The organism is Mesorhizobium sp. USDA 4775 (assembly GCF_054062655.1).
The window spans coordinates 5,192,622-5,207,475 of record NZ_JBSSFM010000001.1; the positions used below are offsets into that span (position 1 = coordinate 5,192,622).

The following is a 14,854-nucleotide window of genomic DNA, read 5'->3' on the forward strand; positions in this document are numbered from 1 at the left end:
GGCGCCGCTCGTTGCCCCTGTCAGCCCCTAGTCACCCACACGCCGCAGCGTGCCCAGATGATTGTCGTCGAGGAAGCCTATAGTGATGGCCGACCCCTTGCCGTCGGGGCCGAGGACGAAGCTCACGCTGGTTGGCCTGTCCGGTGTCTCGGCATCGGGGAAGGTCAGAAAAAGATCACCGTCGTAATGCGCCAGGGAATAGGACCGGGCGCCGGCCGGGCCGACCTTGAGCACAAGGCCGTCTCCGGCACTCGCCACGACAGCATTGCCGAAGAAGTCGTTGGCGTAGCGGCCGGCATAGGCACTTGCCGGCCTGGCTGGCCTTGCCGGAGATGGCGGCGCGGCATAGGTGGCCTTGGCCGCCGCGACCGCCGGGCCGAACATTCCGGCATAGATATCGTCCCATGCCTTGACCCAGTCCTTCTGGACCGAACCCTCGAAGACCAGGTCCGCAAAACTGTCGGACAGCCCTTCCGGCACGCCTGTCGGGAAGGCGTTGGCGATGATGACGATGCCAAGCTTCTCCTGCGGGAAGATCGTCACCAGCGTGCGTGCGCCGACGCTGAAGGCACCCGCATGGCCCCAGCTCAAGCCATGCCGGCCGAATTCGACATTCCAGCCGAGGCCGTAGAAGGACGCGCCACCGGAGACAGGGTTCTTGCCGCGCGTCATCAGCGGCACATGCGTCTGATCGAGCGCATCGGCCGCTATCAGCGTCTTGCCGGCATAGACCCCGTTGCCGAGGATGAGGCGCACCCATTGCGAAAGATCGCGCGCGGTCGAGCTGACGCCGCCCGCGGGCGCCTGCGCATCCGGATTGCGCTCTATCTTGGCGGCCCAGGCGCCATCGACCTTGATGTGCAGCGCGGCACGATCGGCGTGCTTGACGAAGTGCGAATGACGGGAACTGGTCGAGGCCATGCCAAGCGGTCGGTAGAGCTTCTCCTCGGCGACCTCCTCCCAGGACTTGCCTGTCGGCATGGCGGCCGCGACGGCGCCCTCGGTCAATCCGAAATTGCTGTAGGAGTAGCCGGCACGGAAGCTCGACGATGGCGGCACGAACCGCAGGCGATGCAGGATTTCGGCGCGGTCGTAGCCTATGTCCTCGAGGTCGTCTCCGGCGGTTCCGGGCAGTCCACTGCGGTGCGAAAACAGGTCGCGGACGGTGAGTTGGCTGGTCGGATAGGGATCGGCCAGCCGGAAGGCCGGATCGAGGTCGGCGATCTTCGAATCCCAGGACACGATCCCGTCGCTGACCAGCGCCGCCACGACGGTGGCGGAGACCGGCTTGGAGAGCGAGGCGATCTGGAACACCGTGTCGGCGTCGACCGCCTCCGGCTTGCCGGCCTGGCGATGGCCGAAACCCTTCAGGAAGATCACGTCATCGTCGTGCACCACCGCGATGGCGAGACCGGGCACCCCGCCGCCCGCGACGGCGCCTTGGGCGAGCGCTTCGAGCTTCGACAAGGCGACAGCGATGCGCTCCGGCGCAATGGCGTCGGCCGACGCAGCACGCGGCCAAAGCGCCAATACGGCGATGCAGAGCCAGATTCGCCAGTGGCAGAGGTTCCGTTCCAGCCGCACGTCCGAGCCTCCTCTCCAGCATTCACCTGGCTATGATACAGGCCGGTGCAACCGAGGCCAATGCCTGCCGCCTCACGGTCCACCTTCGTCGCAATCGACCATCACCACGATTTCAGGCAATCTGACTGATGAAGGCGCGCCATGGGGAGATGGAGCGCCGCCAGGGAGGACTGACATGACCGGCTTGCCACGCTACGAGGACGCCGTCGCGCGCTTTCGCATCGAGGATGAGATCGCCAGGCTTGACGGCGACCCGGCGACCGGCATCAACGCCTATGTCGAATGCTGCGGCCGCCATACCGGTGAGAACCGGCTGGCGCTGCGCGCGATCTCGGCCGGCGGCGAACTCCGGCTGTTCAGCTTCGACGACCTCGCCGATATGTCGGGCCGCGTCGCCAACCTGCTCAAGGATGCAGGCGTGGGTCCCGGCGATGTCGTCGCCGGCATGCTGCCGCGCATTCCCGAACTCGTCGTGCTCATCCTCGGCACCTGGCGCATCGGCGCCGTCTACCAGCCCTTGTTCACCGCCTTCGGCCCGAAGGCGATCGAGCACCGCCTCGGCTACAGCGGCGCCAAGCTGGTGGTGACCAATCCGGCCAATCGCGGCAAGCTCGACGAGATCGAGAACTGCCCGCCGATCGCCACCATTCTTGGTGCTGGCGATGCCTTGCCCCAGGGCGACATCGACTTCCGCGCCGCGCTTGCCTCTGCCTCCCCCGATTGCGAACCCGTCATGCGCAAGGGCGACGACCTGTTCATGATGATGTCGACTTCAGGCACGACGGGCCTGCCCAAGGGCGTGCCGGTGCCGCTCAGCGCGCTGCTGGCCTTCGGCGCCTACATGCGCGATGCGATCGGACTGCGGCCCGACGACGTCTTCTGGAACATCGCCGATCCCGGCTGGGCCTATGGCCTTTACTACGCCATCACAGGCCCGCTGCTGCTCGGCATCGCCACAACCTTCAATGAAGGCGCCTTCGCCGCCGGAAGCACCTATGAAATCATCGAGCGGCTCGGCGTCACCAGCCTTGCCGGCTCGCCCACCGCCTTCCGCCTGCTGCTCGCCGAAGGGCCTGAAGCTGCCGCCCGCATCAAGGGACGGCTGCGGGTGGTGAGCAGCGCCGGCGAGCCGCTCAACCCGGAAGTGATCCGCTGGTTCGACGCCCATCTCGCCGCCCCTATCCACGACCATTACGGCCAGACCGAAAACGGCATGATGGTCAATAACCACCATGGGCTTTCGCATTCCGTGCGCGCGGGCTCGGCCGGCTTTGCCATGCCGGGTTATCGCATGGTGGTGCTGGACCATGAAGGCAACGAGCTCGGCCCTAACCAGCCCGGCATCCTCGCCGTCGACATCGCCAACTCGCCGCTGCGCTGGTTCGACGGCTACCACCAGGCCGAGACGCCGGCGATCGCAGGCGGCTATTACCGCACCGGCGACACGGTGGAATATGAGCCGGACGGCTCGGTCTCCTTCATCGGCCGCGCCGATGATGTCATCACCTCGTCGGGCTATCGCATCGGCCCCTTCGACGTCGAAAGCGCGCTCATCGAACATCCCGCGGTCAACGAGGCGGCGGTGGTCGGCGTGCCCGACCCGCAGCGCACCGAGATCGTCAAGGCCTTCGTCATCCTGGCGCCCGCCTATCAGGGTAGCCCGGAACTGGCCGAGGAACTGGCGCAACATGTCCGCAAGCGGCTTTCGGCCCACGCCTATCCGCGCGAAATCGATTTCGTCGCGGAATTGCCGAAGACGCCGAGCGGCAAGATCCAGCGGTTCTTGCTGCGGAAGGCTGAGGTGGAGAAGCGGAAGGGGTAGCGGGGCCGCATATGCCGGTCCAACTCGGGCGACGCCGGCGGAGCGCCGCGTGCCCTGTTGCAGATCGGGTCTATTTTACCGCTATCACCCTGCCCGCCGCATCGAGGCGACAGCCGACTTGCGCTTGCCGGATTTCGATGCCACCGCGTCCCGCATAGTCTATTCGCACTTGGATCGGCGCCGTCAGCGCACCCCCACGTCGACGCAAGGCACCTGCGCTGACCGCGCGGACACGGACGGCGCCAAGCGGCTTGGCGGCGGACAGGATCGCCGCGCGACAGGCTTGCACGACCGCGACTGGCGTGCCGGGTTTCGCTTTCAGTGCTTCCAGGGGTGCAAAGGGATATCCCCTGGTGAGGTCGCCCTGGCCGGCTCTGGAAGGCCTGAGGACGGGCGGCAGGGCGATCGATGGCCTGGCGGTCCTGGCAGTGGCGGTCGTGGCAGTGGCCGTCGCGGCAGATCCAGTGCCCGTCGCGGCAGAACCCGTGCCCGTCGCGGCAGAACCACTGGCTGCCGTGGCGGCCGAACCGCTGGCAGCGGCCGCCGATCCGTTTCCGGCGGATGGATCGGCGCCCAGGCCGACACCTGTCGAAAGGCCTCCGCCTGTGGAGCCAACGTTACCGCCGGCACTGACGCCTACGTTGCCTGCGCCGACCGAGGCGCCGACATTTGCTCCGCCGACACCGCCGACGCTCGCGCCCACCCCTACGGATGCGCCTTGCGAACCGGCGCTCACTCCGGCGCCTATCCCGACGCCGCCGACTTTACCGCCTAAACCCGCATCGAGAGCCGAGGCAGGCCCGATCGCGATGCCGATCGTCAACGCGGCCACGAAGTATTTTTTCAATGTCATCCTCCCTGCGCCGTGCATTTCGCTCACCTGTCTTTCACTGCGAAAGTGGGCGGGTTGGCAGCAATGCGGGGGGAAGAGCGAAGGTTGCCATCATGACAGGCTGCGGCGGCTTTGGACCCTTCACCTTGCGTTTTTTCAGCACGCCCGGCTTACGGGCTGCAACCGGGCGCGACGGTGAACTTGCGAGCGCGGTCTTGGAGGCACCTGCTTTAGGCGCACGCACCGCGGCCGCGGTCCGACGTTTTTCCTTCATACTGTCGATCTTGGCGCTGTCGATTTCCTCGCGCGCGGCGCTGAGACTGCGTGCCAGGCCGTTGGCTCTTTCGCGCTCCTGTTCGAGCGCCGCGCTCAAATCCATCGAGCTCTGCTTCAGGGTGTCGCGTTCCTTGCGGGCGATGTCGAGGTCACGCATGGCTGAATCTGCTCGCTGACGTTCCAGTTCGAGCGCTTTGCGAGCCTGGTTTGAAGAGGCATCGGCCTGTTGTCGGTCCTTCACGGCCTTGGCCTGGTCCACAACGGCCAGATTTGCGCCTGCCTTGAGCGCATCGATCGTCTGACGGGCCGTGGCGAGTTCCTGTTCCATAAGCCCGACCTTATGGCGCTCCTCATCCAGCGCCTGCTTCGCGGCGGCGTCGGCCTGTTGCCGGTCTTTCACGGCCTCGGCCTGCTGCGCCACAGACAGATTTGCGGCTGTCTTGAGAGCATCGATCGTCTGACGAGCCGTGGCGAGTTCCTGTTCCAGCAGCCCGACCTTATGGCTTTGCTCATCAAGCGCCTGCTTCGTGGCAGCCTGGGAGCCATCCCCGGAGGGAGGCGCTTCAGGCATAGAGGCTTTCTTGCTGTCCCAGAGGCTGGCTTCCGCCCTGAAATCTTCGATGGCACGCTGCGCCGTCTCCAGATTGAGCGTGAGCGCTGCGTCCGTCTGCTGTTGCGCTTTCAGGGCCTGCGCTTGCCTGGCCAACTCGGCCCGAGCCGCGGCCAGTTCGCGGCGCAAGGCCTGCTCACCCTCGTCTTTCGCGATATCGGTGCGGTTCGAAACCGCGACCGGCGAACGGCCATTGGCCGCGGCAGTTGCGGACGCATCGGGCGCCAGCTGGCTGTTTGCCGGAGACGCAAACAGCAAAATGAGGAGTGACGAAACGAGGGGCAGCACAGCGTTACGCCCGCTGCCACATATCCCGTGAAGCAAAATCGAAGGCGGTCGTTCGGTAAAGGTGAAGTCAAAGCGCAGACATTTGGACCTGGTACCCTGCAAATGATTCATCACTTGACTCCACCTGGCGCGACCCTCACCGCGATCGTATTCTCCACTTAGTTCGAGCCACGGCGCTGGGATGCCGCGTCACCTGGACGCTACCTCCTATTTCCCTGCTTGTTGTCATTCGAACGAACGAATGAAGCTTTCCCCTGCTCCATGCGGCAAAGACGGCTCTGTTTGAATCAGCAACGGCGATGCACCGGCGGGCGGTCTCCATAAGAGGCTTGGCCGTCCGGACCCGCGCGGGGAGCAAACGAGCTCTGGAGTGGTCGAGCGCAAAACCTTGACTGCGCGCGCGCGCCAGCCTCTTGTGCCCACAGTTCGGCCGACAAGGGAGGTGCCCACCATGGAAAAGATCATCCTGGACTGCGACCCCGGGCATGACGACGCGATCGCCATCCTGCTCGCGGCCGGCAACCCCAAGATCGATCTCCTCGGCATCACCACGGTTTCGGGCAACCACAATGTCGAGAACACCACGCGCAATGCGCTTTCCGTGTGCACCGCCTATGGCATCAAGGTGCCTGTGGCGAAGGGCTCTCCCGGCCCGCTCATCATCGATCAGGTGCTGGCCGTCGAGATCCACGGAGATACCGGGCTCGACGGCCCCGTGCTGCCGCCCGCCTCGTTCGCGCTCGACAAGCGGCATGCCGTCGACTTCATCATCGACACAGTCATGGCGCATGAGCCGAAGACGGTGACGCTGGTGCCGGTCGGTCCCTACACCAACATCGCGCTCGCCGTGCGCAAGGACCCGCGCATCGTCGAACGGGTGAAGCGGGTCGTCGCGATGGGCGGCAGTTTTACGCGGGGCAACATCACGCCGGCGGCGGAGTTCAACGTCTATGCCGACCCGGAGGCCGCCGACGTGGTGTTTCGCGCCGATTGGGACGTCACCATGGTGGGGCTCGACCTCACGCACCAGGCGCTGGCCACTCCGGACCTGCAGGACAGGGTGCGCGCCGTCGGCGGCCCGATGGCCAGGTTCATCCTCGATATCTGGGCGTTCATTGCGACCACGCATGGCGGCCTGCTGCAGATCGAGTATCCCGCCATCCATGACGCCTGCTGCGTCGCGGCCATGATCGACCCGACCATCTTCATCACCGAGAGGGCCGACATCCGCGTCGAAATCGCCGGCCGCTGGACCAAGGGCATGACGGTCTGCAATTTCGAGAAAATGGGCGGCATGCGCCATTTCGGCGGCACGGCGAGCGAGCAGACCGACTTCCGCCACACCGTGGCGATGAAGCTGGACCACGCGAAGTTTTGCGACCTGATCGTGGATGCGCTGGAGCGGCTGACCAGGCAGAAGGCGTGAGCCAAGCCGTATCCCTACGATCTGGTCCATTCCTTCAATGCGCCACGCCATCCGAAGCGTGCAGCAGCCTCCACGTCGAGCCTAGATGACCGTGGAACTGCGAAACATACCGCTCCGCGGCGATATCCTCCAGCCCGTCATCGACCAGCGCCTCGATGCTTCGCTGCATCAGGGCGAGTTGCATCCGCCTGGCGTGTTCCAGATTGGCCTCTCGCATGATTTCCGTCACGTGATAGGCGACCACGGGCTGGCCGAGGCAGGACATGAGCGCGTTGGCCTCGGCTGTTACAGCGGTCACTGCGTCTTCGATCTTCATTCTGGCGATCCTCATCAAGAATGATGCTGACGCCTCCCCGCAAGGCGACGGTGGTCCGTCGCTTCTTCTTTGATTTCAGCCTGCCGCGCGACCGAAAGTGGCGCGCCAAGCTTGCAATTACTGTCTTCCCCGGCCTCTTGAGCAGCCTCGTTTGGCCTAAAAACAGTATCCATCAAATTTGATTCAAAGGCGACCGGATAGTTAATCGATGGTTAATGGCAGCGCTTGCCATGCCTCCCCGTTCAGGATGTTTCGCCTCGGCGTTTTCTGCCGCGCAATAGCCGCAAAGCTGCCCGATGGCTGCCTGGCCTGTTGATCCGCCACGAAGAAAGGTTCTGTCATGCGGTTGGTCTGGACGGTCATGTTTGCCCTTGCGAGCAGTGCTGCCTTCGCCGCCTCGCCCGAGGACGATTATATAGCCGCGCGCGACAAGGCGATTGCCGACATCGCGGCGATGGAGAGCACGAACGCACCGGTGGAGACGCTCGATGCGGCCAATGAAAAGGCCCGCGCCGATCTCGAAAAGCGGCTTTCCGCCCTGCTCGGGCCTTTCACGGTCAAGGATTTTCCGGCCGCCGGCAAGATCAACATCGAAAGCCTCAGTTCCTCCGATGTCGGCTTCGGCATGCTGGACGGGCTGCGCCACGGCACCGAGGATGGTCCCAGCATCGTAGCCTCGACGCGCGGGCTGGTCGAGCACTGGCTTAAGTCGCGCGCCGCCGAGACGGACGCCGATCTCAAACTGCCCACCAGCTTCGACGCGGCGCTGAAGCTCGATGCCTTCTACACCCAGGCCATCGGCAGCGACGCCGCCTTCACCGGCACGCTCGACTTCGCGCTCAAGAAGCCTGACGGCGCCGACATGGCGATCGCCCGCCTCGGCGGCTGGGCACAGGATATCGGACCGAACTCCGACCAGGAGGTCGTCGTCACAGTCGTCAAGGGCAACAGCGTCCTGATCGCCGAAGCGCCCGCGACACCGCCCGTCCCGAAGATCGCGGCCTGCGACGCGGCGTGGACCGCCGCCGACGCCGCCGCCCAGAAACTCGCCAAGCAGGCCACCGACGACAGCGACGAAAACACATCCGACGCCGCCAACGCCGCCTGGACGAAAGGCGACAACGACTTCCGCGCCTGCATGGGCAAGAGCCTGCCGGATACCCCGGCCTACCCGGCGCTACTTGCGCAGGCGCAGGCGCTGGCGGATCACATGGCGGGGAAGTAGGCGCGACGCTGACGCTGCCGATCTCCCCCCTCGTGGGGGAGATGCCCGGCAGGGCAGAGGGGGGCGCTGACCCGCCGACGTCTCATAGCGTTGGATTGCTGTACCTTTGGAAGAAGCGGTCACCGCTGAGCCCAGCAAACAGGCAAGGCCGAGTTCCTTCACGCCCCCCCTTTGGCCTGCCGGCCATCTCCCCCACGAGGGGGAGATCGCAGTTTCGCCGCCGGCGTGCAGCTCTCACCCTTGTCGCCTTCGCATCCCACCACCATATCGTCGGCGCGCTGGCACACTGAACGCAGTTGCCAGCATCGCAAAAAATGGTTGAAAGGAAAGTCCCGAACGCGCCCGGCGCGGCGGGCGGATGAACAGCGTGGGAAAATCTGAATGACGACGGACACGAAAGCGACGGAAACCAGGGCATTCGAGGCGGATGTTTCGCGGCTGCTGCACATGATGGTGCACTCGGTCTATTCCGATAAGGACGTATTCCTGCGCGAGCTGATCTCCAACGCCGCCGACGCTTGCGAGAAGCTGCGTTTCGAGGCCGTCAGCCACCCCGAATTGCTGGGCGACGATCCCAAGCCGCGCATTTCGATTTCGGCCGATCCGGACAACAAAGAGATCACCGTCGAGGACAATGGCATCGGCATGAGCCGCGGCGACATGGCCGAGGCGCTGGGCACGATCGCCCGCTCGGGCACGCGCGCTTTCATCGAGCGCGTCGGCTCAGGCACGGAGGACACGCAACTCATCGGCCAGTTCGGCGTCGGCTTCTATTCCGCCTTCATGGTGGCCGACCGCGTCGATGTCATCAGCCGCCTCGCCGGAAGCGAGGAAGCCTGGCGCTGGTCGTCCGACGGCAAGGGTTCGTATGAGATCGCGCCGGCCCCTCTTGAAGCCGCACCGAAGCGAGGCACCCGCGTCGTGCTGCATCTGATGGCCGACGCCGTATCCTACACCGGCTCCTACCGGCTGGAGCAGCTGGCCAAGTCGCAATCGGGCCATGTGCCGGTGCCGATCACGCTCGTCGAAAAGCCAGGCGCCGAGGCGCGCGACATCGCCGACGGCACGGCACTCTGGGTGCGGCCGAAGAGCGAGATCAAGCCCGAGGAATACACCGATTTCTACCGCAGCGTCGCCGGCCAGTATGACGAGCCGGCCGCCACCATCCATTTCCGCGCCGAGGGCCGGCAGGAATACTCCGTGCTCGCTTTCGTGCCCGGCTCGCGGCCGTTCGATCTGTTCGACCAGGACCGCAAGGGCCGCATGAAGCTCTATGTGCGCCGCGTCTTCATCACCGACGATGCCGACCTTCTGCCGCGCTATCTGCGCTTCGTGCGTGGGCTGGTCGATTCCGCCGACCTGCCGCTCAACGTCTCGCGCGAGATGATCCAGGAAAGCCCGCTGCTGGCCTCCATCCGCAAGGGCCTGACCAACCGCGTGCTCGGCGACCTCGCCAAGCTGGCCGAGAACGAGGCCGAGGCCTATGCCAAGATTTGGGAGAATTTCGGCGTCGTCCTGAAGGAAGGGCTCTACGAGGATTACGAGCGGCGCGAGCAATTGCTGAAGCTCGCCCGCTTCCATTCGACCGCCTCGGGCGAAGGCTGGCGCGGCCTTGCCGACTATGTCGCGGCGATGAAGGAAGGCCAGAAGGCGATCTTCTTCATGGCCGGCGACGACCGCGCCCGGCTCGAAGCCTCGCCGCAGCTCGAAGGGTTCAAGGCGCGCGGCATCGAGGTGCTGCTCTTGACCGACCCCGTCGACAGTTTCTGGGTGACGATGGCGCCGGACTTCGACGGCAAGCCGTTCAAGTCGGTGACGCAAGGCGTCGCCGAACTGTCCGACATCCCGCTGCTCGACGACGCCAAGAAGCCGGATGTGACGGCAGCGCCCGAGGTCGACGGCTTCCTGGCCTTCGTCAAATCGGCGCTTGGCGATGCCGTCTCGGATGTGAAGGCCTCCGACCGCCTGACCGAGAGCGCCGTCTGCCTGGTCGCTCCGGAGCATGGTCCCGACCGGCAGTTCGAGCGGCTGATGAACGCCGCCGGCCGCCTCGACAAGGCGGCCAAGCCCATCCTGGAGATCAATCCACGCCATGAGCGCGTGCTGGCGCTGGCCGGCCTCGGCGACGAGGACCAGGCCTTCAAGGACGACGCGGCCCATCTTCTCTACGACGAGGCGCGCGTGCTCGACGGCGACAAGCCGGCCGACGCCAGGGCATTCTCCGAGCGCCTGGCACGGCTGATCGCACGCGGCATCGCGAAGGGCTGAGCTTCGCCTACCGAAGCCGCTGCGATGCCGTCCGCCGACAGTGTTTCGGCGGCGATCGCAGCCGGCGACGCGCCCGATGTCCGCTGGCTCAATCGCCTGGTGTAGACATCGGGCCATCAATCACCCAATCTTGGCCCGGGAACAAAACAGGCGCTTCAAAGAAAGCGCACCGGGTGCTCATGAAACGACGATGGACATTGTATGATCCACGGCTGGCATGGCTTCTGGTCGCGCCGGTGCTGCTGCTGCTGATCTTCTTCCTGGTGCTGCCGATCGCCGTGATGGCGGCCTACACCTTCTTCACTTTCGTCACCGCCGGCGTGGAAACCAGCGCACTGACGACGGCGAACTGGCACGAATTCCTGAGCGACAGCTATTATGCCGGCTTCCTCTTAAAGACGCTGCGGGTCGGCGCCATCACGGCGCTGCTCTGCGGGGTGCTGGGTTATTTCCCGGCCTATTTCATCTGGGCGACGACCTTCAAGCACAAGTGGCTGTTGCTGCTTTTGCTCATCGTGCCGTTCTGGATCAGCTTCACCATCCGCACCTTTTCCTGGATCAACATCCTGGGCGAACAGGGCGTCATCAATGTCGCGCTGCTGAAGCTGGGCATCATCAGCGAGCCGCTGCCGATGCTCTACAACGAAGGCGCGGTCATCCTCGGCATGCTGCACTTCCTGCTGCCCTACATGATCCTCAACGTCTATGTCAGCCTCGAGGGTATCGACCGCACCCTGATTTCGGCGGCCCGCTCGATGGGCTGCACGAGCGCGCAGGCGTTCCGCGAGGTCACGCTGCCGCTTTCGCTGCCGGGCCTGGCGGCGGGCCTGCTGCTCTGCTTCGTGCTGGCCGCCGGCAGCTATGTCACGCCACAGCTGCTCGGCTCCGGCCGCGACGCGCTGTTCGGCAATCTGATCTACGACACCATCATGAGCGAGCTGAACTGGCCGATGGGCGCCACGCTTTCGATCGTGCTGTTCCTCGTGCTCGGCTTCTTCGCCGCCATCTACACGCGCTTCATGGGCATGTCGCAGATCGTCAAAGGGTTGGGCGGATGAAGGCGCGGCGCAAAGAGGAAGGCAGATGGGCCTGGCGGTTGACCGGCCTCGTCACGGTCTGCGTCTACATCTTCATGTTCGCGCCGATCGTGGCGACGGTGATCCTGTCGTTCAACGCCTCGATGTTCGGCGGCTTCCCGATGACCGGCTTCAGCCTGCAATGGTACGGCAAGCTGATGGCCAACGAGCCGGTGCTGGCCGCCTTCCGCACCTCGCTGTGGATCGCGCTGGTCACATCAGCCGTCACCACGGCCATCGGCGTCGTCACGTCGTTTGCGCTGGTGCGCTTCGAATTCCGCGGCAAGCAGGCGCTGAGCACGCTGGTGATCCTGCCGGCGCTGGTGCCGGAGACCATCCTCGGCGTCGGCCTTCTGGTGCTGATCAAGGCGGTCGACCAGCCGCGGACCATGCTTCTGCTGGTGCTCGGCCACATCCTGCTCGCCGTGCCCTATGTGGTGCTGATCACCCAGGCGCGCATGGTCGGCATCCGCCGCGTCTATGAGGAGGCGGCGCTCTCGCTCGGCGCCTCGCGCTTCTCGTCCTTCCGCGAGATCACGCTGCCGCTGCTTATCCCTGCCGTCGTCGGCGGCGCGCTGCTCGCCTTCACCATCTCGTTCGACAACACCTCGGCCAGCCTGTTCTGGCGGCCGGCGGGCGTCGAGACCATGCCCACCCAGATCCTGTCGATGCTCAAGATCTCGATCAGCCCGGAAATCAATGCGCTCGGCACCGTGATGATCCTGGTGACCGTCGGCATCCCGCTGCTCGGCGGCCTGATCCTGCAAAGCCTGACCAGATTGAAACGACGCGACGAACCAAAGGAGGAAGCACGATGAAATTGTCCAACGGCAAGCGGCTTGAACGGCTGCACGATAGGTATCAAAACGGCGATCTCAGCCGCCGCACTTTCCTGACGCTGACCGCCGCCGCAGCGGCCGCGGTCGGTCTCGACATGCCCTGGATGCGGCAGGCGCTCGCCGCGGTCGAGGAGGTTCGCTTCGACGGCTGGGGCGGCACGGTGCAGGACGCGATCGACAAATATGCCTTCAAGCCCTACACGGCCAAGACCAAGATCAAGGTGGTCCAGGGCACGTTCGGCGACGAGGACGAGATCATCACCAAGATCAAGACCGCCAAGCCCGGAGACTACCAGGTCATCCATTCCTCCGGCGTCAACTACTACATCAAATATGTGAACGGCGGCCTGACCTCGGAGATCAACGAGGCCAACATTCCCAACATGGCCAATGTGTTGCAGCCGATGATCGATCCGTTCCGCAAGCTGACGCCGAAACTCTCGGCCGTGCCTTACGACTACGGCACGACCGGCATCGCGTACAACACCAAGGTGATCTCGCCCGATGAAGCCAAGGAAAAGGGCGCCGCCCTTTTGCTCGACAAGAAATATGCCGGCAAGGTCGGCGGCTACTCCGACATGACCACGCGCGTCTGGTACGCCGCGCTCGCCACCGGACAGGATCCCAACAACCTCAAGGACATGGACGCGATCTGGGCCAAGGTGCGCGAGACACGCGACCTCGCCAAGAAGTTCTGGAGTTCCGGCGCGGAGCTGATGGACCTGCTTTCCAAGGGCGAGATCGTGGTGACCGACGCCTGGTCGGGCCGCGTCGCCGCCTTGCAGGACCAGGGCCATCCGATCGGCTATCTCGACCCGGCCGGTTCCTATGCCTGGATGGAGGACATGCTGATCCTGAAGGGCTCGCCGATGGCCGAATGCGAGGAGTTGATCAACTTCATGCTCGACCCGGCGACCGCCATCGCGGTGGCCGAAGGCCAGAGCTATCCGCCGTCGCTCGATCCGACGAAGGTCAAGCTCACCGAGAAGATCGAGAAGCTGCCGGCCTTCGACAAGACCGGCACGATGAAGTCGCTGACCTTCGCCGACCCGGTCTACTGGGCGACCAACGAGGACGCCTGGACCAAGCAGTGGAACAGGATCTCGAAAGGTGCCTGACAGAAACGACCTTTCAGAAGTGCCCCGGCCGGAAGCGGCCGGGGTGGCAAGGCCCGGCGCGGGCGCACCCGCTCCGAGCGGCGCCGGGACCGGCCAGCCGGCGGTCGAGTTCCGCGACATCGACATCGCCTATGGCAAGTTCGTCGCCGTGCGCGATTTCTCGCTCTCGATCGCCAAGGGCAGCTTCGTCACGCTGCTCGGGCCTTCGGGCTGCGGCAAGACGACGATCCTGCGCTCCATCGCCGGCCTGGTCGACATTTCGGGTGGCCAGATCATGATCGACGGGCGCCGGGTCGACGATGTGCCGATCTACAAGCGCAACATCGGCCTGGTCTTCCAGAGCTATGCGTTGTTCCCGCACAAGAACGTCTTCGACAATGTCGCCTTCGGCCTGAAGTATCGCAACGTGCCGAAGCCCGAGATCGCCCGCCGAGTCGGCCAGGCGCTCGAAATGGTGCGGCTGCCGGGCAGCGAGAAGAAGCTGCCGTCGCAACTGTCGGGCGGCCAGCAGCAGCGCATCGCGCTCGCCCGCGCCATCGTCTTCGAGCCGCAGGTGCTGCTGCTCGACGAGCCGCTGTCGGCGCTGGACGCCAACATGCGCGAGGAGATGCGCGTCGAGATCAAGAAGATCCAGAAGGAAACCGGCATCACCGCCATCTTCGTCACCCATGACCAGGAGGAAGCGCTCTCCATGTCGGATCGCATCGTGGTGATGAACGCCGGCGCGGTGGAGCAGATCGGAACCCCGCAGGAGGTCTATGAGACGCCGGCCACGGCGTTCGTCGCCGACTTCCTCGGCAAGGCCAACATGCTGGCCGGGACCGTGAGCCGGTCGGGCCAGGCAATGGCGGTGGCGCTTACCTCCGGCCAGACGGTCGAGGTGGCCTGCCCAAGGCCGCCTGCACAGGGCAGCAAGGTCACTGTCGTGCTGCGGCCGCAGAAACTATCGGTCGGCGCGGCGGCAGGCCCCAACAGGCTGTCCGGCCGTGTCGTCTCGGCCTCGTATCTGGGCGGCAGCGCCATCTACGAGATCGACATCGGCGGCATGACGATCATCCGCGCCAACGCGCCGATCACCGGCCGCGTCCTTCGCGAAGGCGAGGCGATCGACCTCGGTTTCGATCCCGAAGGCTGCGTTCTGCTCGACGAGGACGGTCAGCGCATTTCGTGATGC

At 65.0% G+C, this 14,854-nt stretch carries 14 protein-coding genes; 9 read left to right on the forward strand and 5 right to left on the reverse strand.

The features are described 5' to 3' along the window. Nucleotides 1-27 precede the first annotated feature (27 nt). Entirely contained in the window at nt 28-1,584 is a 1,557-nt protein-coding gene (locus ACVILI_RS25370; protein WP_240564479.1) for a serine hydrolase, read from the reverse strand. Nucleotides 1,585-1,759: 175 nt separating this feature from the next. On the opposite strand from ACVILI_RS25370, the gene ACVILI_RS25375 reads away from it, so the two are divergent. Beyond that, nucleotides 1,760-3,406: an acyl-CoA synthetase gene (locus tag ACVILI_RS25375; RefSeq protein WP_038648144.1), complete on the forward strand. Its 1,647-nt coding sequence runs from the start codon at nt 1,760-1,762 to the stop codon at nt 3,404-3,406. Nucleotides 3,407-3,476: 70 nt separating this feature from the next. Here the strand turns inward: ACVILI_RS25375 and ACVILI_RS25380 are convergent, their stop codons facing one another. Both ACVILI_RS25380 and ACVILI_RS25385 read right to left on the reverse strand, forming a co-directional pair. Next, complete coding sequence (locus ACVILI_RS25380; protein WP_240564478.1) at nt 3,477-4,253, reverse strand: hypothetical protein; 777 nt, start codon at nt 4,251-4,253, stop codon at nt 3,477-3,479. A gap of 40 nt (nt 4,254-4,293) precedes the next feature. Beyond that, on the reverse strand, nt 4,294-5,523 hold the full coding sequence (locus ACVILI_RS25385) for a hypothetical protein (RefSeq protein WP_141700958.1): 1,230 nt from the start codon (nt 5,521-5,523) through the stop codon (nt 4,294-4,296). Nucleotides 5,524-5,863: 340 nt separating this feature from the next. On the opposite strand from ACVILI_RS25385, the gene ACVILI_RS25390 reads away from it, so the two are divergent. Then, nucleotides 5,864-6,838 carry a nucleoside hydrolase gene (locus ACVILI_RS25390; protein WP_038648149.1) on the forward strand — a complete coding sequence of 325 codons (975 nt, stop codon included), beginning with the start codon at nt 5,864-5,866 and terminating at the stop codon, nt 6,836-6,838. Between the two features lie 34 nt (nt 6,839-6,872). On the opposite strand, the gene ACVILI_RS25395 is transcribed toward ACVILI_RS25390, so the two are convergent. Next, a complete protein-coding gene (locus ACVILI_RS25395) occupies nt 6,873-7,154 on the reverse strand; it encodes a hypothetical protein (protein WP_223217904.1) in 282 nt (93 codons plus the stop codon). Nucleotides 7,155-7,174: 20 nt separating this feature from the next. On the opposite strand from ACVILI_RS25395, the gene ACVILI_RS25400 reads away from it, so the two are divergent. Continuing rightward, nucleotides 7,175-7,336, forward strand: coding sequence for a hypothetical protein (locus ACVILI_RS25400; protein WP_240564477.1), 162 nt, complete (start codon nt 7,175-7,177; stop codon nt 7,334-7,336). Between the two features lie 19 nt (nt 7,337-7,355). On the opposite strand, the gene ACVILI_RS25405 is transcribed toward ACVILI_RS25400, so the two are convergent. Next, nucleotides 7,356-7,517, reverse strand: a complete 162-nt coding sequence (locus ACVILI_RS25405; RefSeq protein WP_167626427.1) for a hypothetical protein — start codon at nt 7,515-7,517, stop codon at nt 7,356-7,358. On the opposite strand from ACVILI_RS25405, the gene ACVILI_RS25410 reads away from it, so the two are divergent. From ACVILI_RS25410 to ACVILI_RS25435, 6 genes are all read left to right on the forward strand, one after another. Further along, a complete protein-coding gene (locus ACVILI_RS25410; protein ID WP_236952348.1) occupies nt 7,516-8,379 on the forward strand; it encodes a hypothetical protein in 864 nt (287 codons plus the stop codon). The two genes, ACVILI_RS25405 and ACVILI_RS25410, sit on opposite strands and share 2 nt — an antisense overlap. Before the next feature lie 381 nt (nt 8,380-8,760). Next, nucleotides 8,761-10,647 (forward strand): molecular chaperone HtpG, encoded by a 1,887-nt coding sequence (htpG, locus tag ACVILI_RS25415; RefSeq protein WP_038648151.1) that lies wholly within the window; start codon nt 8,761-8,763, stop codon nt 10,645-10,647. Nucleotides 10,648-10,826: 179 nt separating this feature from the next. Then, a complete protein-coding gene (locus ACVILI_RS25420; RefSeq protein ID WP_038648153.1) occupies nt 10,827-11,705 on the forward strand; it encodes an ABC transporter permease in 879 nt (292 codons plus the stop codon). Then, nucleotides 11,702-12,541: an ABC transporter permease gene (locus ACVILI_RS25425; RefSeq protein WP_064981935.1), complete on the forward strand. Its 840-nt coding sequence runs from the start codon at nt 11,702-11,704 to the stop codon at nt 12,539-12,541. The genes ACVILI_RS25420 and ACVILI_RS25425 overlap by 4 nt, the downstream gene beginning before the upstream one ends. Beyond that, a complete protein-coding gene (locus ACVILI_RS25430; RefSeq protein ID WP_019859479.1) occupies nt 12,538-13,680 on the forward strand; it encodes an ABC transporter substrate-binding protein in 1,143 nt (380 codons plus the stop codon). The genes ACVILI_RS25425 and ACVILI_RS25430 overlap by 4 nt, the downstream gene beginning before the upstream one ends. Beyond that, the gene (locus tag ACVILI_RS25435) at nt 13,673-14,851 is read left to right on the forward strand and encodes an ATP-binding cassette domain-containing protein (protein ID WP_038648156.1); all 1,179 of its coding nucleotides are present in this window, start codon (nt 13,673-13,675) and stop codon (nt 14,849-14,851) included. The genes ACVILI_RS25430 and ACVILI_RS25435 overlap by 8 nt, the downstream gene beginning before the upstream one ends. Nucleotides 14,852-14,854 lie beyond the last annotated feature (3 nt).

Coding starts and splice junctions, on each gene's coding strand:
- ACVILI_RS25375 (WP_038648144.1), top strand. CDS start 1,760: ATGACCGGCTTGCCACGCTACGAGGACGCCGTCGCGCGCTTTCGCATC.
- ACVILI_RS25385 (WP_141700958.1), bottom strand. CDS start 5,523: ATGAATCATTTGCAGGGTACCAGGTCCAAATGTCTGCGCTTTGACTTC.
- ACVILI_RS25390 (WP_038648149.1), top strand. CDS start 5,864: ATGGAAAAGATCATCCTGGACTGCGACCCCGGGCATGACGACGCGATC.
- ACVILI_RS25395 (WP_223217904.1), bottom strand. CDS start 7,154: ATGAAGATCGAAGACGCAGTGACCGCTGTAACAGCCGAGGCCAACGCG.
- ACVILI_RS25400 (WP_240564477.1), top strand. CDS start 7,175: ATGATGCTGACGCCTCCCCGCAAGGCGACGGTGGTCCGTCGCTTCTTC.
- ACVILI_RS25410 (WP_236952348.1), top strand. CDS start 7,516: ATGTTTGCCCTTGCGAGCAGTGCTGCCTTCGCCGCCTCGCCCGAGGAC.
- ACVILI_RS25405 (WP_167626427.1), bottom strand. CDS start 7,517: ATGACCGTCCAGACCAACCGCATGACAGAACCTTTCTTCGTGGCGGAT.
- htpG (WP_038648151.1), top strand. CDS start 8,761: ATGACGACGGACACGAAAGCGACGGAAACCAGGGCATTCGAGGCGGAT.
- ACVILI_RS25420 (WP_038648153.1), top strand. CDS start 10,827: ATGAAACGACGATGGACATTGTATGATCCACGGCTGGCATGGCTTCTG.
- ACVILI_RS25425 (WP_064981935.1), top strand. CDS start 11,702: ATGAAGGCGCGGCGCAAAGAGGAAGGCAGATGGGCCTGGCGGTTGACC.
- ACVILI_RS25430 (WP_019859479.1), top strand. CDS start 12,538: ATGAAATTGTCCAACGGCAAGCGGCTTGAACGGCTGCACGATAGGTAT.